Below are 25274 nucleotides of genomic sequence, written 5' to 3'. Positions count from 1 at the left end.
TTTTTTGGAGGGGCGGCGCACCCCGGTAAAGATGATTTTCAGGACCGTGGCACATGCATGAGCATCCGCTACAACGCTTCTTCAAATCCTTGCGCGAACGTCCGGTGTTTGCGTGGGAGCGCTATCAGATGCGCGATGTGCTGGTGATCGATCATCCGCTGTGTCAGGCGGTGTTCAGTCGGCAGGGCGCGCAGTTGCTGCACTTCCAGCCAAAAGGCCAGAAACCCTGGCTCTGGTGCGCGGCGAAGTGGCCGCATGTCGGTGCCATTCGCGGTGGCGTGCCCGTTTGCTGGCCGTGGTATGGCCGCCATCCGAGCGAAAACGCCTGGCCGTCCCATGGCTGGGCACGTTTGCTGGACTGGAAACTGCTCGACAGCAGCCATGACGAAGACGGCGTGCGCCTGCACTGGCAATTGCAGTTGTGCGACTGGCAAGTGGACCTGCATGCGCACCTGGGCGAACGCCTGGATTTGCGCCTGAGCACCGAGCATCAGGACAGCCTGCCGTGCCAGTTGAGTCAGGCTTTGCATGCCTATTGGCGTATTGGTGATGTTGGTGAGGTAGCGCTGTCTGGGCTCGACGGGGCGCAAGGTTATGACCAGCTGAATCGCCAGGTTTGCCAGCAGGAAGGCGAGTTGCGGGTGGATGGCGGCTGTCAGCGGGTATTCCAGCACGACGGCGAATTGCAGCTCAAGGACCACGCCTGGCAGCGCGAGTTGTGCATCGATACCGGCGAGGATGCGGATACGGTGGTCTGGCACCCCGGCGCGCGTCCGCTATTGGGCGTGAGCTGGAACGAGATTTCCGAGTTTGTCTGTGTGGAAGCGGCGAGCGGCGGGACCGACAGCCTGAGCCTGGCGCCGGGGCAGAAGGCTCATCTGAGTTTGCAGGCGCGGGTGGGGGTTTAACTCAATATTCGCGGTGTTGCGACTGGCTCTTCGCGAGCAGGCTCGCTCCTACAGAGGAAACGCATTCCAACTGTGGGAGCGAGCCTGCTCGCGATAGGGCCCGCTCAGGCAAAGGAGATGCGGGCCTAGTTGAACTCATCACCCACCGGATACCGGCTCGCATTCAAGCTCTCTTTGATCTTGCGCAAATGCGGCTGGAAATCCACGCCACGACGCAAGGTCATGCCGGTCGCCAGTACGTCCAGCACCGTCAGCTGAATGATCCGCGAAGTCATCGGCATGTAGATGTCAGTGTCTTCCGGCAGCGGAATGTTCAGGCTCAGCGTACTGGCCTTGGCCAGCGGCGAGTTCTCGGCGGTCAGGCCCAGCACCGAAGCGCCGTTTTCCCGGGCGATGCGCGCCACTTCCACCAGTTCGCGGGTGCGACCGGTGTAGGAAATGATCACGAACAGCTCGCCGGTGTGGGCCACCGAAGCAATCATGCGCTGCATCAGCACGTCGGCGTGGGCGGTGACGGCGAGGTTGAAGCGGAAGAATTTGTGCTGCGCATCCAGGGCGACGGGCGCCGAGGCGCCGAGGCCGAAGAAGTGGATCTGTCGGGCCTGGATCAACAGGTCGACGGCGCGGCTGATCAGGCTTGGGTCCAGGGCCTGCAAGGCGCTGTCCAGCGACGCGATGGCGCTGCCGAAAATCTTCTTGGTATAGGCTTCCGGATTGTCGTCGGCCTCGACCGCGCGACTGACATACGCCGCGCCACTGGCCAGGCTCTGGGCCAGCTGAAGCTTGAGTTCCGGGTAGCCGCTGACGCCGAATGAACGGCAGAAACGGTTGACCGTCGGCTCGCTGACCTTGGAGGCCTGGGCGAGTGCGGCGATGCTGAACCGGGTGGCCTGCTGTGGGTTGAGCAGGATCACCTCGGCGACTTTGCGTTCTGCCTTGTTCAGGTCTTCAAGGCGATTCTGGATCTGTTCCAGTAGATTTCGCACGCGGTCCATATGATTTCCTAGGTTATAGCCATGCCAATAAGGGCTCGGCTATGCAAATTGGGCCTTTGATAGGGCCCCAAGCGGTGGCCTATCCTACTGATGGCTCCAACCGACCACCACTCGGAATCTGTATTTTGCGAAAATGTTGTGGTTATTACTACATTTTCTCTTGAGCGATGCCTTGAAAAAAGGTATTTGTAGCTTAACTTGATAAAAGAACAAACATCATGCCTTCGATTACGGTTGAACCGTGCACCTTTGCCTTGTTCGGCGCCCTCGGCGACCTGGCTTTGCGCAAACTGTTTCCTGCCCTTTATCAGCTCGACGGTGCAGGCCTGCTGCACGAGGACACGCGCATCATCGCGCTGGCCCGTGAGCCCGGCAGCGAGCAGGAGCACCTGGCGTTCATCACTTCCGAGTTGCGCCGCTATGTGGGTGCCAAAGAGCTGGACGAGGCGGTGGTCGAACGCTTCCTGGCCCGTCTGAGTTATCTGCACGTCGATTTCCTCAAGTCCGAAGACTATGTGGCCCTGGCCGAACTGGCCGGCAGCGCCCAACGCGTGATTGCCTACTTCGCCACGCCCGCTGCCGTCTATGGCGCGATCTGCGAGAACCTGGCGAAGGTCGGTCTGGCCGAAAACACCCGCGTGGTGCTGGAAAAGCCCATCGGTTCCGATCTGGAGTCGTCGCGCAAGGTCAACGACGCCGTGGCGCAGTTCTTCCCGGAGAACCGCACCTACCGCATCGACCACTACCTGGGCAAAGAGACCGTCCAGAACCTGATCGCCCTGCGTTTCGCCAACAGCCTGTTCGAAACCCAGTGGAACCAGAACTACATCTCCCACGTGGAAATCACCGTGGCCGAGAAGGTCGGGATCGAAGGCCGCTGGGGCTACTTCGACAAGGCCGGCCAGCTGCGGGACATGATCCAAAATCACCTGCTGCAACTGCTCTGCCTGATCGCCATGGACCCGCCGGCCGACCTGTCCGCCGACAGTATCCGCGACGAGAAAGTCAAAGTGCTCAAGGCACTGGCGCCGATCAGCCCGGAAGGCCTGACCACCCAAGTGGTGCGCGGCCAGTACATCGCCGGGTACAGCGAAGGCAAGCCGGTGCCGGGCTACCTCGAAGAGCCGAATTCCAACACCCAGAGCGACACCGAAACCTTCGTCGCCCTGCGTGCCGACATCCGCAACTGGCGCTGGGCCGGCGTGCCGTTCTACTTGCGGACCGGCAAGCGCATGCCGCAAAAACTGTCGCAGATCGTCATCCACTTCAAGGAACCGTCGCACTACATCTTCGCCCCCGAGCAGCGCCTGCAAATCAGCAACAAGCTGATTATCCGCCTGCAACCGGACGAAGGCATTTCCTTGCGCGTGATGACCAAAGAACAAGGCCTGGACAAGGGCATGCAGCTGCGCAGCGGTCCGTTGCAGCTGAATTTTTCCGACACCTGGCGCAGCGCACGGATTCCCGATGCCTACGAGCGGTTGTTGCTGGAAGTAATGCGTGGCAATCAGAACCTGTTTGTCCGTAAAGATGAAATCGAAGCCGCGTGGAAGTGGTGTGACCAGTTGATCGCCGGGTGGAAAAAATCCGGTGATGCGCCCAAGCCGTACGCGGCCGGGTCCTGGGGACCGATGAGCTCCATTGCTCTGATCACGCGGGACGGGAGGTCGTGGTATGGCGATATCTGATTTGAAACTGCCCCAGGGCGTCAGCGCCCATGCGTTCAAGAGCCCGGTGCTGCTGGCCGAAGGCCTGGCGCTGAACGTGGCAAAACAGCTCGGCGAAGCGATTGATGCGTCGGGTACGGCGACGCTGGTGGTCTCCGGCGGTCGCAGCCCGGTGGCGTTTTTCCAGCATCTGGCCAAGCAGACGCTCGACTGGTCCAAGGTCATCGTGACCCTGGCCGACGAGCGCTGGGTGCCGGTGGAACACGCCGACAGCAATGCCGGCCTGCTCAAGCGTTACCTGTTGCAGGGCCCGGCGGCCAAGGCGCAGTTCCTGAGCCTTTACAGCGCCAGCGCCAACCTGGAACAGGCGGCGGAGCAGGCTGATCGCTTGCTCGCGGAATTGCCAGTAATCGACGTGCTGATTCTCGGCATGGGCGACGATGGCCACACCGCCTCGCTGTTCCCCAACAGCCCGAACCTCGCCGAGGCCTTGAAGGTCGACGGCACACGTCGTTGCTGGCCGATGCTGGCGCCGACCGTACCGCATCAGCGCCTGACCATGAGTCGCGCGTTGCTGGCTTCGGCCAAACACACTGTTCTATCGATTTCCGGTCAGTCCAAGCTGACCACCCTGAGTGCCGCATTGGCCGGTGACGATGTCGCCGCCATGCCGATTCGCGCGTTTCTGCAACCTACGTTAGAGATTTACTGGTGCCCATGAGCCAAGGATCAGCCGCTATGACAAACCCATCCCCGACCGTTTCCATGGCGGACAAAGTTGCCCTGATCGACAGCCTCTGCGCCAAGGCGCGGATCCTGCCGGTGATTACCATCGCTCGCGAACAGGACGTCCTGCCGCTGGCCGACGCCCTTGCCGCCGGTGGCCTGACCGCCCTGGAAGTGACCCTGCGTTCGCAGTTCGGCCTCAAGGCCATCCAGATCCTGCGCGAGCAGCGTCCGGAACTGGTGACCGGTGCCGGCACCGTGCTCGATCGCCAGATGCTGGCGGCCGCTGAAGCGGCTGGTTCGCAATTCATCGTGACGCCGGGCATCACCCGTGACCTGCTCGAAGCCAGCGTCGACAGCCCGATTCCACTGCTGCCGGGCATCAGCAACGCCTCGGGCATCATGGAAGGCTACGGCCTGGGCTATCGCCGCTTCAAGCTGTTCCCGGCGGAAGTCAGCGGCGGCGTCGCGGCCATCAAAGCCCTGGGCGGCCCATTCGGCGAAGTGAAATTCTGCCCGACTGGCGGCGTTGGCCCGGCCAATATCAAGAGCTACATGGCGTTGAAAAACGTGATGTGCGTGGGCGGTAGCTGGATGCTTGATCCGGAGTGGATCAAGAACGGCGACTGGGCCCGCATTCAGGAGTGCACCGCCGAGGCTCTGGCGCTGCTGGACTGATTGGCTTCACCCGACACTTCGTTGTGTGTTCTACGGCTTTACGGTGCGCTTGGTCGGTGCACCGTTTTTTTTTGCCCGCGAATAACCTGATCCTGTAGGAGCTAGCTTGCTCGCGATAGGCATTAACGATAACGCGGGCTGTCTGAATGAACGCGTTCTCCTGACGTTTTTCGCGAGCAAGCTCGCTCCTACAGGGTGACATCTCGCGATACATAGTTACCGCCTCCCGCCGCGCCTCCAGCGTTAACCTGCGTTCATCTTATGGAAGAGAGAACGTCATGGACGATCACACCGCAGTTACCTCCGCTCCACCGGCCTACCTGCTGTCACCCGAACAGATCGCCGGCGCGTATTTCCGCAACCCCAAACTGATCCGTCGCAACATCAGCGAAGGGCTGGACGGCATTCCCCTGGTGCTCAGGCTGACCATCGTCGATGCAATGACTGGTGAGCCCGTCACCGGCGCCATCGTCGATATCTGGCATTGCAACGCGCGCGGCGCTTATTCGGGCCGGAGCAAGATCAACCCGGATCAGGAAGTGGATGTCGACGCAATCGGCGCGATTCCGCGCACCGACGACGACACCTACCTGCGTGGCGGGCAGTTCACCGACCAGAAGGGCATCGTGCGTTTCACCACGATCTACCCGGGTTTTTATGCCGGCCGCGCGCTGCACATCCACGTCGCCGTGCGCGTAACGGCCGGCAACAATTATTTGGAAGAACGTCACGTCGCCTGGGTCGGCCAGTTGTATTTTCCCGAAGTGGCTTCCCGTTCGGTGCTCAACACCCGGGAATACAGCGGCCGAGCCGTTGCCCCGCTGACCAACGATCAGGATGAACTCTATGAAACCATGGGCGGCGAAGCCTCGACCCTCACCGTCCACACCCTCAGTCGGGACTCGAAGGAGGACGGCTTTTTCGGGCACCTGACCATCGGCATCGACACGTTCGCGGCGTCCTCGCAGATCAAACCGGAAGACTTCGACAAGTACACCGTGTGACGTCAGCGCAGCTCGTTCAACGCCTTTGCCAGCGCATCCATATGCGCAGCGGTGGTGGTGAGCCCCGGCGTGATGCGGATGCACGGGCCACTCGCCGCGCCGCTGCGGGTCACGGTGAACAGGTTGTAGTCCTTGAGCAGCCGCTCGGCCATGGCGTGCTGGTCGGCGTGCCGGGTGAAGCGCATCGCCGTGATGCCGCAGTACAGTCGCGGATCATCCGGGGTCATGACCTCGATGCCCTCAAGCTCGCGTACCGCCTTGACCCACCGGTTACGCAGGTAGTTGAGCCGTGTCCCCTTGGCGGCGGCACCGCCCATGGCCCGGTGTTCTTCGAACACCAGCGGCAGGGTCAGCAGCGCCGGGATGTTAGGCGTGCTGTAGGGCGTGCGACCGCGAATGTCGGTGACCGGGAAATGCATCTCGCCCATGTCCGGATCGATGTCGGCCAGACGCTGCGGGTCGATGTAGATGAAGCCCAGGGTCAGTGGCGCGCCGATCCATTTGTGCAGGTTGTAACCGGCGAACGCCACGCCGAGATCAGCCAGATCGAATTCAAGCTGACCAAGGGCATGGGCGCCGTCGAGGATCACGTCGATCCCGTGTTCCTTCGCGGCGGCGACAATCGCTTTCACCGGCATCACCAGCCCGGTGCGGTGGGTGACGTGGGTCAGCGCCATCAGCTTGAGCTTTGGATAACGCGCGAAGGCCTCGCGATAAGTCGCCAGCAAACTGTCGAAACTGGCGGGGTGCGCGTGGTCGATCTCGATCACTTCCACGCCGCGATGGCGGGCCAGCCAGCGCATCGCGCCTTTGACCGTGTCGTATTCCAGATCGCAGATCAGCACCTGGTCACCTGGTTGCAGGCGGTTGTAATTGCGGATCAACGACTGCAAGCCGTCCGAGGCGTTACGGGTGAAGGCAACGGACTCGGCTGTCACGCCGATCAGGCCGGCGAGCTGCGCGACGATCGCCTGGTTTTGGCCCTGCTCGAAGCGCTGGCGCACATGCACCGAGTTGCTGCGGTTGATCAGCTCGATGTTGCGCTGGTATTCCTCGACCACCGTGCGCGACATGCGCCCGAAGTAACCGTTTTCCAGGTTCACCGGGCCGGGTTCGACGGCGTAGCGATCGGCAAAGGTCTGCCAGAACATTTCATCACGGGCGCGGCGGGTGTTATCAGGCATGGGCAGGGCTCAGTGGCGAGGGGCGGGTTTGCCGTGTTTGGCGCGCAGCGGTTCAAGCAGCTCCGACAAACCGTTGTGATCGATTTCCTGCATCAGGGCCAGCAAGCCGCCCAACTCTCCATGAGGAAAACCTTCCCGGGCGAACCAGTTCAGGTAGGGGCCGGGCAGGTCGGCAATGATGCGCCCCTTGTATTTGCCGAAGGGCATTTCGCGGGTAATCAGCAGTTCGAGCTTTTCAGGATTCATCAATCGGTCGTCTTGATTCAACAGCCTTGGAAAATACAGGCATTCTGCATGCAGGCCAATTGACAGATCATGCAAAAAAAGCGGATACAGATTTTCGGTCTATAGACAAGTCATTGAAAAATAACGAGTAAATTATCAATTCAAAGCTGGCATGCAGGCTGCAATACCTATTGCATCTTTCATCAACCCGCAAGGAATTGAAAAATGACCGACATCAATAAAGAAGCGATCTCTGTACTCAACGACCTGATTGAAACCAGCAAAGACGGTCAGGCAGGGTTCAAGACTTGCGCTGAAGACATCAAGCACCCAGAGCTGAAAACCCTGTTCATCACCCGCTCCGCCGACTGCGCCACTGCCGCGTCGGAACTGCAGGCTGCCGTGCGTTCGCTGGGTGGCGATCCGGAAACTTCCACCAGCGTCAGCGGTGACCTGCACCGCCGCTGGGTGGACGTGAAATCGATGTTCACCGGCAAGGATGAAGAGGCCGTGCTGAACGAAGCCGAGCGTGGTGAAGACCATGCGCTGAAGGCTTACCGAGAAGCCATTGAGAAAATCAACAAGCACAACCTGGTGGGTATTCGTGACCTGGTTGAACGCCAGTATCACGGCGTGCAACGCAATCACGACCAGGTGAAAGCCCTCCGTAACCAGGCTCGCGCTCGCTCGTAAACGCGTAAAGCCTGTCAAAAACGCCAGCCAGTCTGGCGTTTTTTTGTGCCTGGTTTTTAGCGCTGGACGCCTGATAGATAGCCAGCTAATAATTTGATTTTCAGTGACTTCGACGAACCCGACTATCGTTAAATCGTCCTTCCAAGAGTGTTTTTCGTGCCCATCACTTTGCAGGCTTTATTCGCGCCTGACCGCCGCGCCCTCCAGTTCGCGATCAAGACCCTGATCGGCGGTGGCCTGGCGCTGTGGCTCGCACTGCGCTGGGGCCTGGAGCAACCGGCCTGGGCGCTGATGACGGCGTTCATCGTCGCCCAGCCGCTGTCGGGAATGGTGGTGCAGAAAGGTTTGGCGCGACTGTTGGGGACATTGGTCGGGACGATCATGTCGGTGGTGTTCATGGGGCTGTTCGCCCAGACGCCGTGGCTGTTTCTGCTGGCATTGGCGTTGTGGCTCGGGCTGTGTACGGCGAGTTCAACCTTGCTGCGCAGTGCCTGGTCCTATTCATTTGTGCTGGCCGGCTACACCGTGGCGATCATCGCGTTGCCGGCCATCTCTCATCCGCTGACGGTATTCGATCAAGCCGTCGCGCGCTGCACGGAAATCTGCCTGGGTATTCTCTGCGCCACCGCCGCCAGTGCGCTGCTGTGGCCGATGCGGGTCGAACGGCAACTGGCGGATCAGGCGCGCGCCGCATGGCAGAGCGGGATGACTGCCGCGCGTGCAACCTTGGCCGGCGACGGTCAGGCGCGCAAAGGGCTGCTGGAAATTCTCGGTCGCATCGTCGCGGTGGATGCCCAGCGTGAGCACGCCTGGTTTGAAGGCGGGTTGGGTCGGCAGCGTGCGCGGGCCATCAGCGGGCTGAGCCAGAAACTGTTGATGCTGTTGCGCATTGCTCGCTCGGTGCGGCGGCAATGGAAGCAACTGGAAGCCCAAGAGGCCGAGCAGCTTTTGCCCTGGATGACCGAGGTGCAGGCCGCACTCGCCAGCCCGGACACCGCGACGCTGCAAGCCTTGCGACCGCGCTTGCTCGACGCCAGCCACGACCCGCAGATCAGCTCCGCGCAAAGCTATTGCCTGGTGCGTTTCACCTTGCTGATGGACACCGCCCTGGCGGCGAGCGCTGCCTTGAAAGCGGTGGAGGAGGGCAGGGAAACCGTCGACCCACCGCGCACCCTGACACCGCACCGCGACCTGTCATTGGCGCTGGTCTTCGGCGCGCGCAGTGCCCTGGCGTTTCTGGTGGTCTCGTGTTTCTGGCTGGCGACGGCCTGGCCCGCAGCCGCCGGCGCGCTGGTGCTGACCTGTGTGGTGTGCAGCCTGTTCGCCAGTCGCGAGAACGGCGCGCAGATCGGCATGAGTTTCATGCGCGGGATTTTCCTGGCGATTCCCTCGGCGTTCATCGTCGGGCAGATTCTGCTGCCGCAATGGAGCGGTTTTGCCTTGCTGTGCATGGGCATGGGCGTGCCGCTGTTTTTCGGTGCGCTGGGCATGGCCAAGCCGCAGATCGGCGCCACGGCCACCTCGTTTTGCCTGCATTTCATCGTGCTGGTGGCGCCGCTCAATGAGATGAAGTTCGACGTCGCGACGTTCTTCAACAGCGCTCAAGCGATGGTGGTGGGTGTCGGCGCGGCGGTGCTGGCGTTCCACTTGCTGATCCTGCGCAATCCGGCCTGGCACGGCCGGCGTTTGCTCGCGGCGACCCTTGATGATCTGGTGCGCCTGACCCGGCGCAATCTGCGCGGTGCCGAAAGCTGGTTCGGCGGGCGCATGGCCGACCGCTTGCTGCAACTGGCGCGACACTACCCGGAACTGCCGGAACCGGCGCGCAGTCGCTGGGACGACGGTTTGCTCGGCCTCGACATCGGCGACGAGCTGCTGCATCTGCGCCTGAGCCTGGCGGTGGCGCAGGTGCCGGTGAGTGCGCCGCAACGGCGCTATCTCGACGCCCTGGAAAAGGTGCTCGAACAAGGCCCGAGCAGTGCGTGTGCCGATGCCCTTGAACAACCCAGCGAAGCGTTCTTGCACACCTTGTATGCGTTGCCGCCCAGCGACGCCGTGAAACTGGCCCAGGGCGCCGTACTGCAATTGCAGAACAGCTGGCGCGCCTGGTGCCGTCAACAGGAGCACAGCCATGGGCTTGCGTGAATGGTCGGTGGGCGGCGTGCTGCTCAGTCCGTTTCTGATTTATGTGCTGCTGGCGCTGCTCGTCACTGGCGGCCTGCGACTGCTGTTGCGCCTGACCCCGGCCGGACGCTGGATCTGGCACGAAGCGCTATTCGATTGCGCCTTGTACGTCTGTGTATTGACCCTGATCACCGTCGTCCTCGGACCTTTATAAGGAGTTGAAACATGCGTACACCCGTACGTGTCGCGGTAACCCTGTGCCTGGTGGCGGTGGCGATCTTTGCCGGTTTCCATTTGTGGCAGTACTACATGCTCACACCGTGGACGCGGGATGCGCGGATTCGTGCCGATGTGGTGGTGATCGCCCCGGATGTGTCGGGCTGGGTGCGGGAGCTCAAGGCGTTCGACAACCAGCCGGTGAAGGCAGGCGATCTGTTGCTGAGCATCGACCGCGACCGCTTCGAAGCCGCGCTGGAGAAGGCGCAAGCGGTGGTGCAGACCCGCCAGCAGCAACTCAATCTGCGCGAGCGCGAAGCCAGCCGCCGCGCCGCGCTCGGCCCGCAAGCGATCAGCGCCGAGCTGCGTGAAAATGCGCAAATCAACGCCGGCATCGCCCGGGGCGAACTGCGTGAAGCTCAAGCGGAAGCCAAGGTCGCCGAACTCAACCTTGCGCGCAGTCAGGTGCATGCGCCACGTGGTGGCCACATCACTAACTTGCGACTGGCTGAAGGCAACTACGTGAATGCCGGGCAGGCGGTGATGGCATTGATCGATGACTCGACGTTCTACGTGCAGGCGTATTTCGAAGAAACCAAGCTGCCGCGAATTCGCGTCGGCGATCCGGTGAAGGTCTGGTTGATGAGCGCGGGCGAGGCGTTGCACGGGCATGTGGAAAGCGTCAGTCGCGGGATTACCGATCGCAACACCACGCCGGACGGGCAGTTGCTGGCGGAGGTGGAGCCGACGTTCAACTGGGTGAGGCTGGCGCAGCGGATTCCGGTGCGGATCAAACTGGACCAGGTGCCCGAGGGGATCAACTTGAGTTCGGGGATGACGGCGAGTGTGCAGGTGCAGGAACAGAAATAACTGTAGGAGCGAGCTTGCTCGCGAAGGACGTTAACGATAACGCGTTCATCCTGAATAAACGCGTTGCTCTCAAGTTCTTCGCGAGCAAGCTCGCTCCTACAGGTGTGCGCAGGGATCAGCCGATGCTGATCGCCGGCAATGTCGGCAGCGTCACGGTCTGCTGCTTGCGTGGCGCCAGAATCTCCGCCTCGCCATCCACTACCAACTCATCGCGCTGGTTGAACACCCGGGTGGCAATGCGCACGCGAAACTTCGGCAGCTTCTCGAGAATTTCCAGGCGCACGGTCAGGGTGTCGCCAATTTTCACCGGCTTCTGAAAGCTCATCTGCTGGCCGATATAGATAGTGCCCGGCCCAGGCAGCTCGCAGGCAACGGCTGCGCTGATCAGGGCGCCGCTGAACATGCCGTGCGCGATGCGCTCCTTGAACATGGTGCCGGCGGCGAACTCGGCGTCCAGGTGCACCGGGTTGTGGTCACCGGACATCGCGGCGAACAGTTGAATGTCGCGCTCTTCGACCGTCTTGCTGTAGCTGGCGGTCTGCCCGACTTCAAGGGCTTCGTAAGGGGTGTTGGTAACCTGGGTCATCGGTTTCAATTCCTGTGACAAATAAAAAAACCACTATTCGGATCGGGGCGGGCGGCGGTGACTCAGGGCTTGTGCTATCCAGCCCAGCACATCGGCCGTCACCTCATCGCGATTACTCTCGTTGAACAGTTCGTGCCGCGCCTGCGGATAGATCGTCAGTTGCAGGCTCTGGCTGCCGGCGGCGCGTAGCGCATCGGCCAGATCTTTCAGACGCTTGCCTTCGCTCACCGGATCACATTCACCGCCAATCACCAGCAGCGGCAGGCCCGGATCGATCTGCGCGAGATTGGACGCTTTGCTGATTTGCTGCAACCCGCCGAGCAAATCGATCCACAGCTGATTGGTGCAGCGAAAGCCGCAGAGCGGGTCGTTGGCGTACAGGTCGACTTCCGCCGGGTCGCGGCTGAGCCAGTCGAATTTCGTCCGGGCGGGTTTGAAGGCTTTGTTGAACGAACCGAAGGACAGCCATTCGATCAGCGCGCTGCGCCCCTTGGGTCCCTGGCGTAAACGTTCGAGGCGGGCGATTTGCCGCGCCGCGCGATAAAGCGCCACGGGCTGGAAGTTCGAGCCGCTGAGCACTGCCCCATGCAGGCTGGCGCTGTGGTGCAGCAAATAGGCCTGGGCGATGTAGCTGCCCATGCTGTGGCCGAGCAGCACAATCGGCACGCCGGGATGCTGCTGGCCGATGTGCTGATTGAGGCTGGCGAGGTCGCCGACCACCTTGCACCAGCCGTCGTCATCGGCGAAATGACCGAGCGTCCCGGTTTCGGCAGTTTTGCCATGTCCACGCAGGTCCGGCGCGTAGACGCCGTAGCCTTGATCGCAGAACTTTTCCGCCAGACGCGCGTAGCGACCGCTGTGCTCGGCCATGCCGTGGGCCAGCAAAATGACTGCTTTCAAAGGTGCGGCAGGCAGCCACTGATTGACGAAGAGGCGGCTGCGGTCACTCGCGGTCAACCAGAAGGTGTCGTGGATCATGGCGATTCCTTTGCATGGGCTCGGTGCATTGTATAGCGCATCCTTCGCTTGCCGTCTGATCAGGCCACGCCACGGCACCAAGATTCACGCGGTCAATGACGGCCGTTGGCATATTTGCCTGATTCGCCATAGCTGCTAGTGTCCGTGAAGCTCCGCTTTTTCAAAGGTGACGGAAAAGCGGCCCCGGATAGGCTCAGGTAAAGAGGACAAGAACAATGCAACCTGATTTCTGGAATGACAAACGCCCGGCCGGCGTACCCCTGGACATCGATCAAGGGGCCTACAAGTCGGTGATCGAGGTGTTCGAGCGTTCCTGCAAGAAATTTGCTGACCGCCCGGCCTTCAGCAACATGGGCGTAACCCTGACCTACGCCGAACTGGAACGCTACAGCGCCGCGTTCGCCGGTTACCTGCAAGCCCACACCGACCTGGAGCCCGGGGATCGCATCGCGGTGCAGATGCCCAACGTGCTGCAATACCCGATTGCCGTGTTCGGCGCCTTGCGCGCCGGGCTGATCGTGGTCAACACCAACCCGCTGTACACCGCGCGGGAGATGCGTCACCAGTTCAAGGATTCCGGTGCCCGGGCGCTGGTCTACCTGAACATGTTCGGGCAGAAGGTCCAGGAAGTGCTGGCCGACACCGACATCCAGTACCTGATCGAAGCGAAGATGGGCGACATGATGCCCGCCGCCAAGGGCTGGCTGGTGAATACCATGGTGAGCAAGGTCAAGAAAATGGTCCCGGACTATGCCTTGCCGCAAGCCATCTCCTTCAAGAGTGCGCTGCGTCTGGGCAAGGGCCTGGGCATCAAGCCGCTGAACGCCGGCCTCAAGGACATCGCCGTGTTGCAATACACCGGCGGCACCACCGGCCTGGCCAAGGGCGCGATGCTGACCCACGGCAACCTGGTGGCGAACATGCAGCAGGCGCGGGCCTGCCTCGGGCAGTTCGGCAACGATGGCCAGCCGCTGCTGCGCGAAGGCCAGGAAGTGATGATCGCGCCGCTGCCGCTGTACCACATCTATGCCTTCACAGCGAATTGCATGTGCATGATGGTGACCGGCAACCACAACGTACTGATCACCAATCCACGGGACATCGGCGGCTTCATCAAGGAGCTGAAGAACTGGCGGTTCTCGGCGTTGCTGGGGCTCAACACGCTGTTCGTCGCGCTGATGGACCACCCCGATTTCAAGACCCTGGATTTCTCCAGCCTCAAGCTGACCAACTCCGGCGGCACCGCACTGGTCAAGGCCACGGCCGAACGCTGGGAGCAACTGACCGGCTGCCGCATCACCGAAGGCTACGGCCTGACCGAAACCTCGCCGGTGGCGTGCACCAACCCGTACGGCGACAAGTCGCGGATCGGCACGGTCGGCCTGCCGGTGCCGGGCACCACGCTGAAAGTGATCAACGATGAAGGCGTCGAGCAGCCGATGGGCGAGCGCGGCGAACTGTGCATCAAGGGCCCGCAGATCATGAAGGGCTACTGGCAGAAACCTGATGCCACCGCTGAAGTGCTGGATGCCGAGGGCTGGTTCAAGTCCGGCGACATCGCGGTGATCGACCCGGACGGTTTTGTGCGGATCGTCGATCGCAAGAAGGACATGATCATTGTCTCGGGCTTCAACGTGTACCCGAACGAGATCGAAGACGTGGTCATGGCCCACCCGAAAGTCGCCAACTGCGCGGTCATCGGCGTGCCGGACGAGCGTTCCGGAGAGGCGGTGAAGCTGTTTGTGGTGGCCCGTGAGTCGGGGGTCAGCCTTGAAGAGCTGAAGGCGTACTGCAAGGAAAACTTCACGGCGTACAAAGTGCCCAAGCACATCGTGTTGCGCGAGTCGCTGCCGATGACGCCGGTGGGCAAGATTCTGCGGCGGGAGTTGCGGGATATCGCGTAGGCGTTGCGCAGTTCCTTGTAGGAGCGAGCCTGCTCGCGATGGACGTCAACGATAACGCGCTCTGTCTGAATGAGCGCGTTGCCTGGGCGTTTTTCGCGAGCAGGCTCGCTCCTACAGTTTGAAAGCCCCGGATTCAGGGGCTTTCAGCGACATATAGGTTCTTTGCTCTAAAATGACCGCTTGCAGTTCTTGAGTCACTAATGTGACTGTAGAGGCCGCTTTTGGCTCTAGTCGGCCCTTGGCAAAGCTGCTACTCTCGGCGCGCTTTGTGACCTCTCGGCCTCTGTAAAAAGCCAGACTCACCAATCATCAAACACCAATAATAATCGCATCAAATGCGGTATTTGAATTCGCGTTGCTGAGGAGTGGCTTCCATGATCGAAGACTTCTGGAAGGATAAGTACCCTGCCGGGATTGCTGCCGACATCAATCCGGACGAGTATCCGAATATTCAGGCAGTGTTGAAGCAGTCCTGCCAACGCTTCGCCGACAAGCCGGCATTCAGCAACCTGGGCAAGACAATCACCTACGGTGAACTGTACGAATTGTCCGGTGCATTTGCCGCTTACCTGCAACAGCATACCGACTTGCAGCCGGGCGATCGAATCGCCGTGCAGCTGCCCAACGTCCTGCAGTACCCGGTCGCGGTATTCGGCGCCATTCGCGCCGGGCTGATTGTGGTCAACACCAACCCGCTGTACACCGCGCGGGAAATGGAACACCAGTTCAACGACTCCGGCGCCAAAGCCCTGGTGTGCCTGGCCAACATGGCGCACCTGGCCGAGACCGTCGTGCCGAAAACCGGCGTCAAGCACGTGATCGTCACCGAAGTGGCCGACCTGCTGCCGCCGCTCAAGCGCCTGCTGATCAACAGCGTCATCAAGTACGTGAAGAAGATGGTCCCGGCATATCACTTGCCCAAGGCCATCAAGTTCAACGACGTGCTGAGCAAGGGCCACGGCCAGCCGGTAGCGGAAGCCAACCCGGCCAGCGGCGACGTGGCGGTGCTGCAATACACCGGCGGCACCACCGGCGTGGCCAAGGGCGCGATGCTGACCCATCGCAACCTCGTGGCGAACATGCTGCAGTGCAAGGCGCTGATGGGGTCGAACCTGAATGAAGGTTGCGAGATCCTGATCACGCCGCTGCCGCTGTACCACATCTATGCGTTCACCTTTCATTGCATGGCGATGATGCTGATCGGCAACCACAACATCTTGATCAGCAACCCGCGGGATCTGCCGGCGATGGTCAAGGAACTGTCGAAGTGGAAGTTCAGCGGCTTCGTCGGCCTGAACACCCTGTTCGTGGCCCTGTGCAACAACGAAGGTTTCCGCAAGCTGGATTTCTCGGCGCTGAAAGTCACCCTGTCCGGCGGCATGGCCCTGCAACTGGCTGCCGCCGAGCGCTGGAAAGCGGTCACCGGTTGTGCCATCTGCGAAGGTTACGGCATGACCGAAACCAGCCCGGTGGCCACCGTGAACCCGATCCAGCACATCCAGATCGGCACCATCGGCATTCCGGTGCCATCGACCCTGTGCAAAGTCATCGACGATGCCGGTGTTGAGCAGCCGTTGGGCGAAATCGGCGAGCTGTGCGTGAAAGGCCCGCAGGTGATGAAGGGTTACTGGCAGCGCCAGGAAGCCACCGATGAGATCCTCGACAGCGAAGGCTGGTTGAAGACCGGTGACATTGCATTGATCCAGCCGGACGGCTACATGCGCATTGTCGATCGCAAGAAAGACATGATCCTGGTCTCGGGCTTCAACGTGTACCCGAACGAGTTGGAAGACGTGCTCGCGACCCTGCCGGGCGTGCTGCAATGCGCTGCCATCGGCGTGCCGGACGAGAAGTCGGGTGAGGCGATCAAGATCTTCATCGTTGCCAAGCCGGGCGTGACCCTGACCAAGGAACAGGTGATGGAGCACATGCGTGCCAACGTCACGGGCTACAAGGTGCCGCGTTCGGTCGAGTTCCGCGATGCGCTGCCGACGACCAACGTTGGCAAGATCCTGCGTCGGGAATTGCGTGATGAAGAGCTGAAGAAGCTCAACGCGAAGAAAACCACCGCGTAACCCAACAAAAAAGCCCCGCAGATGCGGGGCTTTTTTTTGCCTGTCTGGCACAGATCAACCACTGTAGGAGCCGGCTTGCTGGCGATGGTCGCCAACGATTACGCGGGCTCCCTGAATGAACGCGTTGTCCAAACGTTTATCGCGAGCAGGCTCGCTCCCACAGATAAGGCATTCGTGGTTACTGGCGGAATGGCGCGAAATTGACGTTGGTGCCCGCTGGGCGCATGTCCTGCAGGTACGAATCCTTGTCCGCACTCAGTTCCAGGCTCAATGCCGCCTTGCGCTTGCCTTCGTTGCGCACCACCAGCCCTTCGAGCTTCTCGCGCAGGAACACCGTCGGCACTTTCAGGTGCAGCAGCTCGTCGGTGTCCGGCGTGTGCATCAGCAGGTGAATCCATTCGTACTGACCAATGGCCAGGCGCGCCACCGGGAGATCGAACCACCAGATGTTGCGGTTGCGGTTCAATTCGGCGAAATGGCAGTTGTTGACGCCAAGCACAGCACCGCCGAGTTCCTGGTTTCTGCGGGCAATGGCCTGCTTTTTATCGAGTTTCATAACATTCCTACGGGATTGGATCTTCAGCGCCATGGCCTGAATACGTTGCGCATTCTCGGGGGTTGGTCGGCAAACATAAAGCCCAACCTGCACAGTACGATGAAATGTAGCACTGAAAATAAATGAAACTCCGCACAAACGCCCCCGGTCCATCCTTGTGTAACGACTTTTCTCGTTCAATTGTTCACAGGAGAAACACCATGAGCAGCACTGGCGATAAAGCAAAAGGTCTGGCCAACGAAGCCGTTGGTAACATCAAGCAGGGCGTCGGCAAGGCAACTGACAACACCAAGCTGCAAGCCGAAGGCAAACTGCAGGAAAAGAAAGGCGAGGCTCAGCAAGCTGTGGGCAAAGCCAAGGACGCAATCAAGAAAGGTGTCGACAAGGCTTGATCCGGCCATTGTTGAGACACAAGAACGGCCATCCACGGATGGCCGTTTTTGTGTCAGCCTGAACTTGCACGCGGAATTTGTTTCAAAGTCGCCAAGTAGGCTACTTTGATGTAGAAAACGGCCCCTGAGTCGCCCCGACTTCAACCCCCAGCGGCGAAAGGAGACGCTCATGATTTTCCCGGACATGAAAGGTTTGCCCATCCATCGCGTGATGGTGCGCACGGTCACCGAATTCGTCGACGACGAGATGTCGACCTATGCCTCGGCGCTGGCCTATCAGATGCTGTTTTCGCTGTTCCCCTTCATTCTGTTCCTGATCGCCCTGATCGGTTTCCTGCACCTGCCGGACTTCTTCTCCTGGCTGCGCCTGCAGTCGGAACTGGTCCTGCCGCCCCAGGCGCTGGAGCAGGTCAATCCGGTGATCGACCAGCTCCAGCAATCCAAGGGTGGCCTGCTCTCGGTCGGTATCGTCATCGCGCTGTATACGGCCTCGGCCGGCGTGCGGTTGATGATGAGCGCGATGAACGCCGCGTACGACGTGGTCGAAGGCCGTCCGCTGTGGAAGCGTTTTCCGTTGTCGGTGTTCTACACCATCGGCATTGCCGGGATGCTGCTGATCGCCGCGGCATTGATGGTCCTCGGGCCGCAGGTAATGGGCTGGATCGCCGCGCAGGTCGGCCTCGAAGACTTCATCGTCACGGTCTGGACCATCGCGCGCTGGCCGGTGATCGTGATTCTGATGATGATTGCGGTGGCGTTGATCTACTACGTCATGCCCGACGTCAAACAGGAGTTTCGTTTCATCACCCCCGGCTCGGTGCTGGCAGTGGTGGTGTGGATCATCGCTTCGTTGGGCTTCGCGTTTTACGTCAAGACGTTCGCCAACTACAACGCCATGTATGGCAGTATCGGCGCGATCATCGTGCTGTTGCTGTACTTCTACATTTCTGCGGCAGTGCTGTTGCTCGGCGCGGAGATGAATGCGGTGATCGAACACATGTCGAGCGAAGGCAAGGACCCTGGCGAAAAGGTCCCCGGCGAGCAGGGTCCCGTCCACGAAGAGAAACAGCACGTTTCCGGACTGGGCCGGGATCACTCGGTGAAACCACCCACTGACGAAGTCATCAAATGATCCGTGAAATCCTCAAAATGGGCGACGAGCGCCTGCTGCGCATCGCGCCACCGGTCCCGGCCGAAATGTTCGACAGCCCCGAGCTGTGGCAACTGATCGACGACATGTTCCAGACCATGGAAAGCGTCGGCGGGGTCGGCCTGGCCGCGCCGCAGATTGGCATCGACCTGCAACTGGTGATCTTCGGTTTCGAGCACAGCGAGCGTTACCCGGATGCCGAAGCGGTGCCGCAGACAATCCTGATCAATCCGTTGATCACGCCGTTGAGCCCGGTGATGGAAGAGGGCTTTGAAGGCTGCCTGTCGGTGCCAGGCCTGCGGGGCGCGGTGGAGCGTTACCAGCAGATTCGTTATGAAGGTTTCGATCCGAAAGGACAGCCGATCGTGCGCGTTGCTTCAGGGTTTCATGCCCGCGTGGTGCAGCACGAATGCGATCACCTGATCGGCCGGTTGTACCCGTCGCGGATTACCGATTTCAGCAAATTCGGCTTCACCGAAGTCATGTTCCCCGACCTCGATCCCAACGCCGACGACTGATCCGGATACCCCCCAAAGCCAATGTGGGAGCGAGCCTGCTCGCGATGGCGGAGTATCAGACAACATCTGTGTTGACGGACAGAACGCTATCGCGAGCAGGCTCGCTCCCACAGGGGATGTGCAAAAGCAGGCAGTGCTTTATTTTGCGGGTTTGACGAACCGCAACGTCATGCGATCAGACTCCCCGATCGCCAGGTACTTTGCCTTGTCCTTCTCCCCCAGCGTCAACGCCGGCGGCAACGTCCACACCCCTTCCGGGTAATCCTTGGTGTCCTTCGGATTGGCGTTGATCTCGCTCTGTCCCTCAAGCTTGAACCCGGCATCCGTCGCCAGTTTCACCACGTAGGCGGTCGGCAGATAACCGCTGTGCTTGATGTCGTCCAGCGATGCGCCGTCTTTTGCGCGGTGATCGACCACGCCCAGAACGCCGCCCGGTTTCAACACTTTGAAAAACGCCGCGAACGTCTGTGGCCCGGTATCGGCCAGCACCCAGTTGTGCACGTTGCGGAAGGTCAACACGGTGTCGGCGGAAGCGGGTTTGCCGAACTCGGGATTTTTCGGATCAAACTCCAGCACCTGCGCCTTGGCGTATTGCGCCGGGGCGGCAGCGAACTTGGCCTTAAGCTTTTCCTCGTTCTTGCGCGCGTAATCGCTCACCGTCGGCGCCTGGACGGCCGCGACATAATCCCCATGCTCCTTGAGCAACGGCGCGAGCAATTCGCTGTACCAACCGTTGCCGGGGGTGATTTCAATCACCGTCTGTTTCGGTCCCAGGCCGAAAAACTGCAACGTCTGCTGCGGATGACGATAGCCATCGCGGGCGACGTTTTCCGGTGTCCGCCAAGGGCCTTTCAACACCTCGGCATAGTGCTCGGCGGAAATCGTTGGCGGTTCGGCGGCGTGGCTGATCGAGGGAACAAGCAGGGCAAGCGTCAAGGCGAGAAGGGCGGGTTTCATGGGCGTCCCAGAGAGGTCGAAGTCGACCCCGAGGCTAGCACGGGGCAATCCCGGCCCGATCACACATTATCGACGGTCGACCTCACCAACGGTTCTAAGCCCATGGCGATCATCGGTTTGCTGCGCGCGTAACGGGTCAGGCGTTCGACCATGGCGTAGGGCATGGATGGATCGAAGCTGAAGCCGCGGCGTTCATAGAAACCGCGCAAATCCGGGTGGCAGAACAACCACACCGGTTCGTCGAGACCTTTCACGGCTTCGGCGATCAATGCGGCGGCAATGCCTTGCTCGCGGCACGCCGGGTCGACGAACAAACCGGTCAGCCAATGCCCGCCCGAGACCGGCCGCAGACACAGCGCACCAATGATCTCGTCGCGCCGTGCGACCCAGAGTTGCGCGTCGCGCACTGCTTTCATCGACGATTGATGAGCGCGATAAAACTTGTTCATCAGCGGCCATAACGGCTCGGCGAGCAAGGTGTACTGGGTGTCGGGCATGGGGCGGGTCTGTGTGTGCGCAAAGCGGGGGATTATAAAAGAACGCGCGGCGGGGGATAGGTGTATACCTGATCTCACATCCCGTATGAGTGGAGTATTGGTCATGGCCAAAGGCATGGATTCAAAAAAAGCGGCAAAGAAGAAACCGGCGAAAACCGCCGATGAAAAACGCGCGGACAAGAAAGCCAAGAAGGTGGGTGTGTTCGGTCATTAAGCAGCAAGCATGAAACGCAAGTCCCCTGTAGGAGCCGGCTTGCTGGCGATTCAGACGACTCGGTGTGTCAGCCAGACCGCGTTGCCTGAATCGCCAGCAAGCCGGCTCCTACAGATAGCAAAAAAATAATCTGCAAGATTTCCCAGCGTCATTGCACAGAAGGGGACTGGTCCCCGATCTGAGCAACGCCATGCCCCACTACTTCGATAACGCCCACCGAGAAGAAATCGAAACCCTGCGCCAACGTCTGACCGCTCGCACCGAGTGGCCGACCTGGTTGTTGCTGATCGGCGTGTATGCCGGCTGGTTCAGCCTGGTGCTGGGCAGTGCGCGGTTGGGCCTGTGGTGGAGCACGTTGTTGCTGATTCCCCTGGTGGTGCTCTGGTTGTCGGTACAGCACGAATTGCTGCACGGGCATCCGACGCGCTGGGCCGCGCTGAACAAAATCCTCGGCTACGCGCCGTTCGCCATCTGGTATCCCTACACGTTGTACCGCGACAGCCACTTGCTGCATCACCGCGATGAAGACCTGACCTTGCCCGGCATCGATCCGGAAAGCCGTTACCTGAGCGTCGAGCAGTGGCAGCGCCGTTCGCTGTTCGAGCAGAGCTTGCACTGGCTGAACAAGACCGTGCTCGGGCGCTTCGCGATCGGCGCGCCGCTGGCCTTGCTTTCACTGGCGCGGGAAGAACTGCAACGCCTGGTGTCGGGTGAACGGCAGGCCTGGTTGATGTGGCTGACCCACGGCGCGCTGACCCTGCTGATGCTGCTGTTCATCGCCCGCTACAGCGTGTTGCCGGTGTGGCATTACGTGTTCCTGATCAGCGTGCCGGCGCTGTCGATCGCGATGGTCCGCTCTTACTATGAACACCGTCCCCATGCGCAGCCCGAGCAACGCACGGTGCTGAATGAAGCCGGGTGGCCGTGGCGCTGGTTGTTCCTCAACCTGAATTTTCATCTGGTGCATCACGACTTGCCGGGCCTTGCCTGGTACGACTTGCCCCGTGCCTATCACGCGCGTCGCGAACAATGGCTGGCGCGTAGCGGAGGGTTTCTGGTGCAGGGATATGGCCAGCTGTGGCGGGAGAATGGGCTGAGGGCGATCGATAGCCCGCAGCATCCCTTCCACTGACTGCAAACCCGGTCCTTGTAGGAGCCGGCTTGCCGGCGATAGCGGTGTATCAGCACCGTCCATGCAATTTGATACTCCGCTATCGCCGGCAAGCCGGCTCCTACAGTAGATAGGTGTTGTTTGGGAGATTTTGATGAGTCATGACATCGCTGAGTTATTGATGTATGTCGCCCCCGAACCGGTCCGTGAGGCCAACGAGCGCTGGCTCACGCGCATCCTCGAACGGCTCAGCATCGTCCGCCGTAACGCCGACGCTTTGTCGTTGATGGACCTGTGGCTGTCCCCGCATTTACTCCTGACCCAAACCTGCGGCTATCCGCTGATGACCGCGTTGCGCGGCCAGGTGCGGGTGGTCGGTCGGCCTCGCTATGAATGGCCGGACAGCATCGGCGGCAACCATTGCAGCCTGCTGCTGAGTCGCGCCGATAATCCACGCCGGAGCTTGCCCGAGTTTTTTGGCAGCCGTGGCGTGATCAACGGCGAAGACTCCAACAGCGGCATGAACCTGCTGCGCCAGCGCCTGGCGCCGTTGCACCGCGACGGGCAATTCTTCGGCAGTATCGGCATAAGCGGCAGCCACCGCGAAAGCTTGCGTTGGCTGCGTGAAGACCAGGCTGATCTTGCCGCCATCGACAGCGTGACCTTCGCCTACCTCGCGCGGTACGCGGAAGAGGAAGTGGCCGGCCTGCGAGTGGTGGAGCGCAGTGCGTTGAGCCCGACCTTGCCTTACATCACCGTGGCGACGGCGACTGATGAACAAGTGGAGACATTGCGGCAGGTGATGAACCAGACGTTGGGTGAATTACCCGATGTCGTGGAGATCCTTGGTTTGCAGGAAGTGTTGCCCGCTACCGAGAGCGACTATCAGGTCATTCTCGACTATCAGCGAGAAGCCGAGGGGTTGGGGTTTGGGCGGTTGCAGTGATTGTTGAAGACCGTGTCGACAGACCGATTTTCGCGAGCAGGCTCGCTCCCACAAGGTTCACCGAAATCCTGTAGGAGCGAGCCTGCTCGCGAAAGCGATTATCGGTCACTTAGTAATCTCCAAATGGAATATAAAAATGCATTTTAAGTATTATTAAAGAATAAGGCTCCTTGCTAGGATTCGCGTCACCGGACCTCCGGACATTCAGCGACCCTAACCCTTGGAGCCTCTATGTCCGGCACCGACCTTTCCCATCGCAACGACGTGGGCGGATTGTTCCGCGCCCATTACGCCTGGCTGTGCGCCCACCTGCGACGACAGTTGGGGGCGAGTTCCAGCGTCGAAGACATCGCCGCCGAAACCTTCGCGCAACTGCTCGAATCCCCGGGCCTGACCCCGATTCGCGAGCCTCGCGCGCTGCTCACCACCATCGCCCAGCGGCTGATCTATCAGCTCTGGCGCCGCCGTGACCTGGAACGTCAGCACCTCGATCAACTGCAAAACGCCGACCGGCCGCAAGCGACCTCGCCCGAGGAACTGTTGCAACTGACCCAGGCGCTGCACGGTCTCGACCGAACGCTGGATCGCCTGCCGGGCAAGGTCCGCGCAACGTTCCTGTTGTCGCGCATCGACGGCCTGACTTACCCGCAAATTGCTGCCGAACTGGGCATTTCCCAGCGCTCGGTCAGCGTCTACATGACCCGCTCCCAAGCGTTGTGCGCCCAGCACAGCGCCAATGAACCCTTGCACCAGAGGTCTGCATGAAATCAATAAAAAACCTGCTTGGCGGTTCGCTGCTGGCGCTCAGCCTCGTGGCTGGCCACGCGCCCGCCGCCGAGAAAACCGCGCCGATCCACTTTGGCGACATCACCTGGGAAAGCGGCAGCCTGATCACCGAGATCCTGCGGCTGATCGTCGAAAAGGGTTACGGCTACCCGACCGACACCTTGCCGGGCAGCACCGTCAGCCTTGAAGCGGCCTTGGCCAAGAACGACATCCAAGTGATCGGCGAAGAGTGGGCAGGACGCAGCCCGGCCTGGGTCAAGGCGGCGTCGGAAGGCAAAGTGTTCGGCCTGGGCGACACGGTCAAAGGCGCCACCGAAGGATGGTGGGTGCCGGAGTACGTGATCAAGGGCGACCCGGAACGCGGGATCAAACCGCTGGCCCCTGAGCTGAAATCCGTCGCCGACCTGGCGCGCTACAAAGACGTGTTCCGCGACCCGGAAGACCCGAGCCGCGGACGCTTCCTCAACAGCCCGACCGGCTGGACCTCGGAGATCGTCAACAGCCAGAAACTCAAGGCCTATGACCTGACCGCCAGCTTCGTCAACTTCCGCACCGGCTCCGGCGCGGCGCTGGATGCCGAAGTGGCTTCATCGATCCGTCGTGGCAAACCGGTGCTGTTCTACTACTGGTCGCCAACGCCGTTGCTGGGGCGTTTCAAACTGGTGAAGCTCGACGAGCCGCCATTCGACGCCGAAGCCTGGAAAACCCTGGCCGATGCCAACAACCCGAACCCCAAGGGCACGCGCTCGATGCCGGCGAGCCTGGCCATTGGCGTGTCCGCACCGTTCAAGGCGCAGTACCCGGATCTGGTGGCGTTCTTCGAGAAGGTCGATCTGCCGATTGATCTGCTGAACCAAACGCTGGCGCAGATGAGCGAAAAACGCCAGCCACCGCGCCAGGTCGCTGAGGCGTTTTTGCGTGATCAGCCGCAGGTGTGGAAGGGCTGGGTGCCGGGGGAGGTGGCGAGCAAAGTGAGTTCGAGCCTGTAATTTCTCAGGCGCCTGTTACATCGCCTTCGCGAGCAGGCTCGCTCCTACAGGTTCCGCGCTAGACCTGTAGGAGCGAGCCTGCTCGCGATGATTTTGAGACCTGCATCAACTCCACGGCCAACGCCGCCTGCACTGCCGGATGCAAATCCACCCTCTGCCGAATCCCACCGACGCCGGCCACCGATTTCAATCAATCGCAAACAGCCGCGTAAGTGCGAGCTGAACCGTTTTTGTCCCAGATACTGGCCGACTAGTGGCCTTGCAAGCCCATTGCGGCTGTCTATGCTCACTCATAACTAACTATGTCGGTCGTCATGCGATGACC

General features: G+C 60.8%; 26 protein-coding genes. 18 read left to right on the top strand and 8 right to left on the bottom strand.

All coding sequences use genetic code 11. The annotated features are described in order from the left end of the window. Positions 1-53: 53 nt before the first annotated feature. On the top strand, positions 54-908 hold the full coding sequence (locus ACF6ZU_RS05835) for a D-hexose-6-phosphate mutarotase (RefSeq protein WP_392890922.1): 855 nt from the start codon (positions 54-56) through the stop codon (positions 906-908). Between the two features lie 125 nt (positions 909-1033). Here the strand turns inward: ACF6ZU_RS05835 and ACF6ZU_RS05830 are convergent, their stop codons facing one another. Continuing rightward, on the bottom strand, positions 1034-1894 hold the full coding sequence (locus tag ACF6ZU_RS05830; RefSeq protein ID WP_392893714.1) for a MurR/RpiR family transcriptional regulator: 861 nt from the start codon (positions 1892-1894) through the stop codon (positions 1034-1036). Between the two features lie 227 nt (positions 1895-2121). Here ACF6ZU_RS05830 and zwf point away from each other — a divergent pair, with 227 nt between their 5' ends. The 4 genes from zwf to ACF6ZU_RS05810 all read left to right on the top strand — a co-directional run bounded on the left by zwf (position 2122) and on the right by ACF6ZU_RS05810 (position 5978). Beyond that, complete coding sequence (gene zwf / locus ACF6ZU_RS05825; RefSeq protein ID WP_392890921.1) at positions 2122-3591, top strand: glucose-6-phosphate dehydrogenase; 1470 nt, start codon at positions 2122-2124, stop codon at positions 3589-3591. After that, positions 3578-4291, top strand: a complete 714-nt coding sequence (pgl, locus tag ACF6ZU_RS05820) for a 6-phosphogluconolactonase (RefSeq protein WP_392890920.1) — start codon at positions 3578-3580, stop codon at positions 4289-4291. Before zwf ends, pgl begins: the two co-directional genes overlap by 14 nt. A 17-nt stretch (positions 4292-4308) precedes the next feature. Continuing rightward, entirely contained in the window at positions 4309-4974 is a 666-nt protein-coding gene (locus tag ACF6ZU_RS05815) for a bifunctional 4-hydroxy-2-oxoglutarate aldolase/2-dehydro-3-deoxy-phosphogluconate aldolase (protein WP_150772393.1), read from the top strand. A gap of 278 nt (positions 4975-5252) precedes the next feature. Then, positions 5253-5978: an intradiol ring-cleavage dioxygenase gene (locus ACF6ZU_RS05810; RefSeq protein ID WP_392890919.1), complete on the top strand. Its 726-nt coding sequence runs from the start codon at positions 5253-5255 to the stop codon at positions 5976-5978. Between the two features lie 2 nt (positions 5979-5980). Here the strand turns inward: ACF6ZU_RS05810 and ACF6ZU_RS05805 are convergent, their stop codons facing one another. Together ACF6ZU_RS05805 and ACF6ZU_RS05800 are read right to left on the bottom strand one after the other, a co-directional pair. Beyond that, positions 5981-7162, bottom strand: coding sequence for an aminotransferase class V-fold PLP-dependent enzyme (locus ACF6ZU_RS05805; RefSeq protein ID WP_392890918.1), 1182 nt, complete (start codon positions 7160-7162; stop codon positions 5981-5983). 9 nt (positions 7163-7171) lie between these two features. Continuing rightward, positions 7172-7408, bottom strand: coding sequence for a DUF3820 family protein (locus ACF6ZU_RS05800; RefSeq protein WP_003213031.1), 237 nt, complete (start codon positions 7406-7408; stop codon positions 7172-7174). Between the two features lie 204 nt (positions 7409-7612). On the opposite strand from ACF6ZU_RS05800, the gene ACF6ZU_RS05795 reads away from it, so the two are divergent. The 4 genes from ACF6ZU_RS05795 (at position 7613) to ACF6ZU_RS05780 (ending at position 11290) form a co-directional block, all read left to right on the top strand. After that, positions 7613-8080, top strand: coding sequence for a PA2169 family four-helix-bundle protein (locus ACF6ZU_RS05795; protein ID WP_392890917.1), 468 nt, complete (start codon positions 7613-7615; stop codon positions 8078-8080). 156 nt (positions 8081-8236) lie between these two features. Continuing rightward, positions 8237-10225, top strand: coding sequence for an FUSC family protein (locus tag ACF6ZU_RS05790; protein ID WP_392890916.1), 1989 nt, complete (start codon positions 8237-8239; stop codon positions 10223-10225). Continuing rightward, a complete protein-coding gene (locus tag ACF6ZU_RS05785) occupies positions 10212-10418 on the top strand; it encodes a DUF1656 domain-containing protein (RefSeq protein WP_392890915.1) in 207 nt (68 codons plus the stop codon). Before ACF6ZU_RS05790 ends, ACF6ZU_RS05785 begins: the two co-directional genes overlap by 14 nt. A gap of 11 nt (positions 10419-10429) precedes the next feature. Next, on the top strand, positions 10430-11290 hold the full coding sequence (locus tag ACF6ZU_RS05780; protein WP_392890914.1) for an efflux RND transporter periplasmic adaptor subunit: 861 nt from the start codon (positions 10430-10432) through the stop codon (positions 11288-11290). A gap of 115 nt (positions 11291-11405) precedes the next feature. Here ACF6ZU_RS05780 and ACF6ZU_RS05775 read toward each other — a convergent pair whose 3' ends face one another. Together ACF6ZU_RS05775 and ACF6ZU_RS05770 are read right to left on the bottom strand one after the other, a co-directional pair. Further along, positions 11406-11876, bottom strand: coding sequence for a MaoC family dehydratase (locus tag ACF6ZU_RS05775; RefSeq protein ID WP_008151121.1), 471 nt, complete (start codon positions 11874-11876; stop codon positions 11406-11408). Positions 11877-11909: 33 nt separating this feature from the next. Continuing rightward, positions 11910-12854, bottom strand: a complete 945-nt coding sequence (locus ACF6ZU_RS05770) for an alpha/beta hydrolase (RefSeq protein WP_392890913.1) — start codon at positions 12852-12854, stop codon at positions 11910-11912. Positions 12855-13069: 215 nt separating this feature from the next. Between ACF6ZU_RS05770 and fadD2 the strand changes: the two genes are divergently transcribed. Together fadD2 and fadD1 are read left to right on the top strand one after the other, a co-directional pair. After that, the gene (fadD2, locus tag ACF6ZU_RS05765; protein WP_392890912.1) at positions 13070-14758 is read left to right on the top strand and encodes a long-chain-fatty-acid--CoA ligase FadD2; all 1689 of its coding nucleotides are present in this window, start codon (positions 13070-13072) and stop codon (positions 14756-14758) included. A 374-nt stretch (positions 14759-15132) separates the two neighbouring features. Further along, the gene (gene fadD1, locus ACF6ZU_RS05760) at positions 15133-16833 is read left to right on the top strand and encodes a long-chain-fatty-acid--CoA ligase FadD1 (RefSeq protein WP_392890911.1); all 1701 of its coding nucleotides are present in this window, start codon (positions 15133-15135) and stop codon (positions 16831-16833) included. A gap of 178 nt (positions 16834-17011) precedes the next feature. Here fadD1 and ACF6ZU_RS05755 read toward each other — a convergent pair whose 3' ends face one another. Then, entirely contained in the window at positions 17012-17389 is a 378-nt protein-coding gene (locus ACF6ZU_RS05755; protein WP_392890910.1) for a hypothetical protein, read from the bottom strand. A gap of 200 nt (positions 17390-17589) precedes the next feature. Here ACF6ZU_RS05755 and ACF6ZU_RS05750 point away from each other — a divergent pair, with 200 nt between their 5' ends. The 3 genes from ACF6ZU_RS05750 to def all read left to right on the top strand — a co-directional run bounded on the left by ACF6ZU_RS05750 (position 17590) and on the right by def (position 19449). Then, positions 17590-17781 (top strand): CsbD family protein, encoded by a 192-nt coding sequence (locus ACF6ZU_RS05750; RefSeq protein WP_392890909.1) that lies wholly within the window; start codon positions 17590-17592, stop codon positions 17779-17781. A 169-nt stretch (positions 17782-17950) separates the two neighbouring features. After that, the gene (locus ACF6ZU_RS05745; RefSeq protein WP_392890908.1) at positions 17951-18913 is read left to right on the top strand and encodes a YihY/virulence factor BrkB family protein; all 963 of its coding nucleotides are present in this window, start codon (positions 17951-17953) and stop codon (positions 18911-18913) included. Continuing rightward, positions 18910-19449 carry a peptide deformylase gene (def, locus tag ACF6ZU_RS05740; RefSeq protein WP_392890907.1) on the top strand — a complete coding sequence of 180 codons (540 nt, stop codon included), beginning with the start codon at positions 18910-18912 and terminating at the stop codon, positions 19447-19449. Before ACF6ZU_RS05745 ends, def begins: the two co-directional genes overlap by 4 nt. Positions 19450-19587: 138 nt before the next feature. On the opposite strand, the gene ACF6ZU_RS05735 is transcribed toward def, so the two are convergent. Further along, complete coding sequence (locus ACF6ZU_RS05735; RefSeq protein ID WP_392890906.1) at positions 19588-20406, bottom strand: class I SAM-dependent methyltransferase; 819 nt, start codon at positions 20404-20406, stop codon at positions 19588-19590. A 59-nt stretch (positions 20407-20465) separates the two neighbouring features. Then, the gene (locus tag ACF6ZU_RS05730) at positions 20466-20903 is read right to left on the bottom strand and encodes a GNAT family N-acetyltransferase (RefSeq protein ID WP_392890905.1); all 438 of its coding nucleotides are present in this window, start codon (positions 20901-20903) and stop codon (positions 20466-20468) included. A 404-nt stretch (positions 20904-21307) separates the two neighbouring features. Between ACF6ZU_RS05730 and ACF6ZU_RS05725 the strand changes: the two genes are divergently transcribed. The 4 genes from ACF6ZU_RS05725 (at position 21308) to ACF6ZU_RS05710 (ending at position 24949) form a co-directional block, all read left to right on the top strand. Continuing rightward, on the top strand, positions 21308-22249 hold the full coding sequence (locus ACF6ZU_RS05725; protein ID WP_392890904.1) for a fatty acid desaturase: 942 nt from the start codon (positions 21308-21310) through the stop codon (positions 22247-22249). Between the two features lie 133 nt (positions 22250-22382). After that, a complete protein-coding gene (locus ACF6ZU_RS05720) occupies positions 22383-23174 on the top strand; it encodes a phosphate/phosphite/phosphonate ABC transporter substrate-binding protein (RefSeq protein WP_392890903.1) in 792 nt (263 codons plus the stop codon). Between the two features lie 231 nt (positions 23175-23405). Next, positions 23406-23939, top strand: coding sequence for a sigma-70 family RNA polymerase sigma factor (locus tag ACF6ZU_RS05715; RefSeq protein WP_392890902.1), 534 nt, complete (start codon positions 23406-23408; stop codon positions 23937-23939). Beyond that, the gene (locus tag ACF6ZU_RS05710) at positions 23936-24949 is read left to right on the top strand and encodes an ABC transporter substrate-binding protein (protein WP_392890901.1); all 1014 of its coding nucleotides are present in this window, start codon (positions 23936-23938) and stop codon (positions 24947-24949) included. The genes ACF6ZU_RS05715 and ACF6ZU_RS05710 overlap by 4 nt, the downstream gene beginning before the upstream one ends. Positions 24950-25274: the final 325 nt, after the last annotated feature.

The sequence above is a fragment of the Pseudomonas migulae genome, from assembly GCF_043225285.1.
In the GTDB taxonomy this organism is placed as follows: Bacteria; Pseudomonadota; Gammaproteobacteria; order Pseudomonadales; family Pseudomonadaceae; genus Aquipseudomonas; species Aquipseudomonas migulae_C.
Note: the sequence above shows the minus strand (reverse complement) of the source record. Positions and strands in the feature narration are given on the sequence as shown.

What these genes read in the sequence shown, in the direction of transcription:
- ACF6ZU_RS05835 (WP_392890922.1), top strand. Translation starts at nt 54, where the DNA reads ATGCATGAGCATCCGCTACAACGCTTCTTCAAATCCTTGCGCGAACGT.
- zwf (WP_392890921.1), top strand. Translation starts at nt 2,122, where the DNA reads ATGCCTTCGATTACGGTTGAACCGTGCACCTTTGCCTTGTTCGGCGCC.
- pgl (WP_392890920.1), top strand. Translation starts at nt 3,578, where the DNA reads ATGGCGATATCTGATTTGAAACTGCCCCAGGGCGTCAGCGCCCATGCG.
- ACF6ZU_RS05815 (WP_150772393.1), top strand. Translation starts at nt 4,309, where the DNA reads ATGACAAACCCATCCCCGACCGTTTCCATGGCGGACAAAGTTGCCCTG.
- ACF6ZU_RS05810 (WP_392890919.1), top strand. Translation starts at nt 5,253, where the DNA reads ATGGACGATCACACCGCAGTTACCTCCGCTCCACCGGCCTACCTGCTG.
- ACF6ZU_RS05805 (WP_392890918.1), bottom strand. Translation starts at nt 7,162, where the DNA reads ATGCCTGATAACACCCGCCGCGCCCGTGATGAAATGTTCTGGCAGACC.
- ACF6ZU_RS05800 (WP_003213031.1), bottom strand. Translation starts at nt 7,408, where the DNA reads ATGAATCCTGAAAAGCTCGAACTGCTGATTACCCGCGAAATGCCCTTC.
- ACF6ZU_RS05795 (WP_392890917.1), top strand. Translation starts at nt 7,613, where the DNA reads ATGACCGACATCAATAAAGAAGCGATCTCTGTACTCAACGACCTGATT.
- ACF6ZU_RS05785 (WP_392890915.1), top strand. Translation starts at nt 10,212, where the DNA reads ATGGGCTTGCGTGAATGGTCGGTGGGCGGCGTGCTGCTCAGTCCGTTT.
- ACF6ZU_RS05780 (WP_392890914.1), top strand. Translation starts at nt 10,430, where the DNA reads ATGCGTACACCCGTACGTGTCGCGGTAACCCTGTGCCTGGTGGCGGTG.
- ACF6ZU_RS05775 (WP_008151121.1), bottom strand. Translation starts at nt 11,876, where the DNA reads ATGACCCAGGTTACCAACACCCCTTACGAAGCCCTTGAAGTCGGGCAG.
- ACF6ZU_RS05770 (WP_392890913.1), bottom strand. Translation starts at nt 12,854, where the DNA reads ATGATCCACGACACCTTCTGGTTGACCGCGAGTGACCGCAGCCGCCTC.
- fadD2 (WP_392890912.1), top strand. Translation starts at nt 13,070, where the DNA reads ATGCAACCTGATTTCTGGAATGACAAACGCCCGGCCGGCGTACCCCTG.
- fadD1 (WP_392890911.1), top strand. Translation starts at nt 15,133, where the DNA reads ATGATCGAAGACTTCTGGAAGGATAAGTACCCTGCCGGGATTGCTGCC.
- ACF6ZU_RS05755 (WP_392890910.1), bottom strand. Translation starts at nt 17,389, where the DNA reads ATGAAACTCGATAAAAAGCAGGCCATTGCCCGCAGAAACCAGGAACTC.
- ACF6ZU_RS05750 (WP_392890909.1), top strand. Translation starts at nt 17,590, where the DNA reads ATGAGCAGCACTGGCGATAAAGCAAAAGGTCTGGCCAACGAAGCCGTT.
- ACF6ZU_RS05745 (WP_392890908.1), top strand. Translation starts at nt 17,951, where the DNA reads ATGATTTTCCCGGACATGAAAGGTTTGCCCATCCATCGCGTGATGGTG.
- def (WP_392890907.1), top strand. Translation starts at nt 18,910, where the DNA reads ATGATCCGTGAAATCCTCAAAATGGGCGACGAGCGCCTGCTGCGCATC.
- ACF6ZU_RS05735 (WP_392890906.1), bottom strand. Translation starts at nt 20,406, where the DNA reads ATGAAACCCGCCCTTCTCGCCTTGACGCTTGCCCTGCTTGTTCCCTCG.
- ACF6ZU_RS05730 (WP_392890905.1), bottom strand. Translation starts at nt 20,903, where the DNA reads ATGCCCGACACCCAGTACACCTTGCTCGCCGAGCCGTTATGGCCGCTG.
- ACF6ZU_RS05725 (WP_392890904.1), top strand. Translation starts at nt 21,308, where the DNA reads ATGCCCCACTACTTCGATAACGCCCACCGAGAAGAAATCGAAACCCTG.
- ACF6ZU_RS05720 (WP_392890903.1), top strand. Translation starts at nt 22,383, where the DNA reads ATGAGTCATGACATCGCTGAGTTATTGATGTATGTCGCCCCCGAACCG.
- ACF6ZU_RS05715 (WP_392890902.1), top strand. Translation starts at nt 23,406, where the DNA reads ATGTCCGGCACCGACCTTTCCCATCGCAACGACGTGGGCGGATTGTTC.
- ACF6ZU_RS05710 (WP_392890901.1), top strand. Translation starts at nt 23,936, where the DNA reads ATGAAATCAATAAAAAACCTGCTTGGCGGTTCGCTGCTGGCGCTCAGC.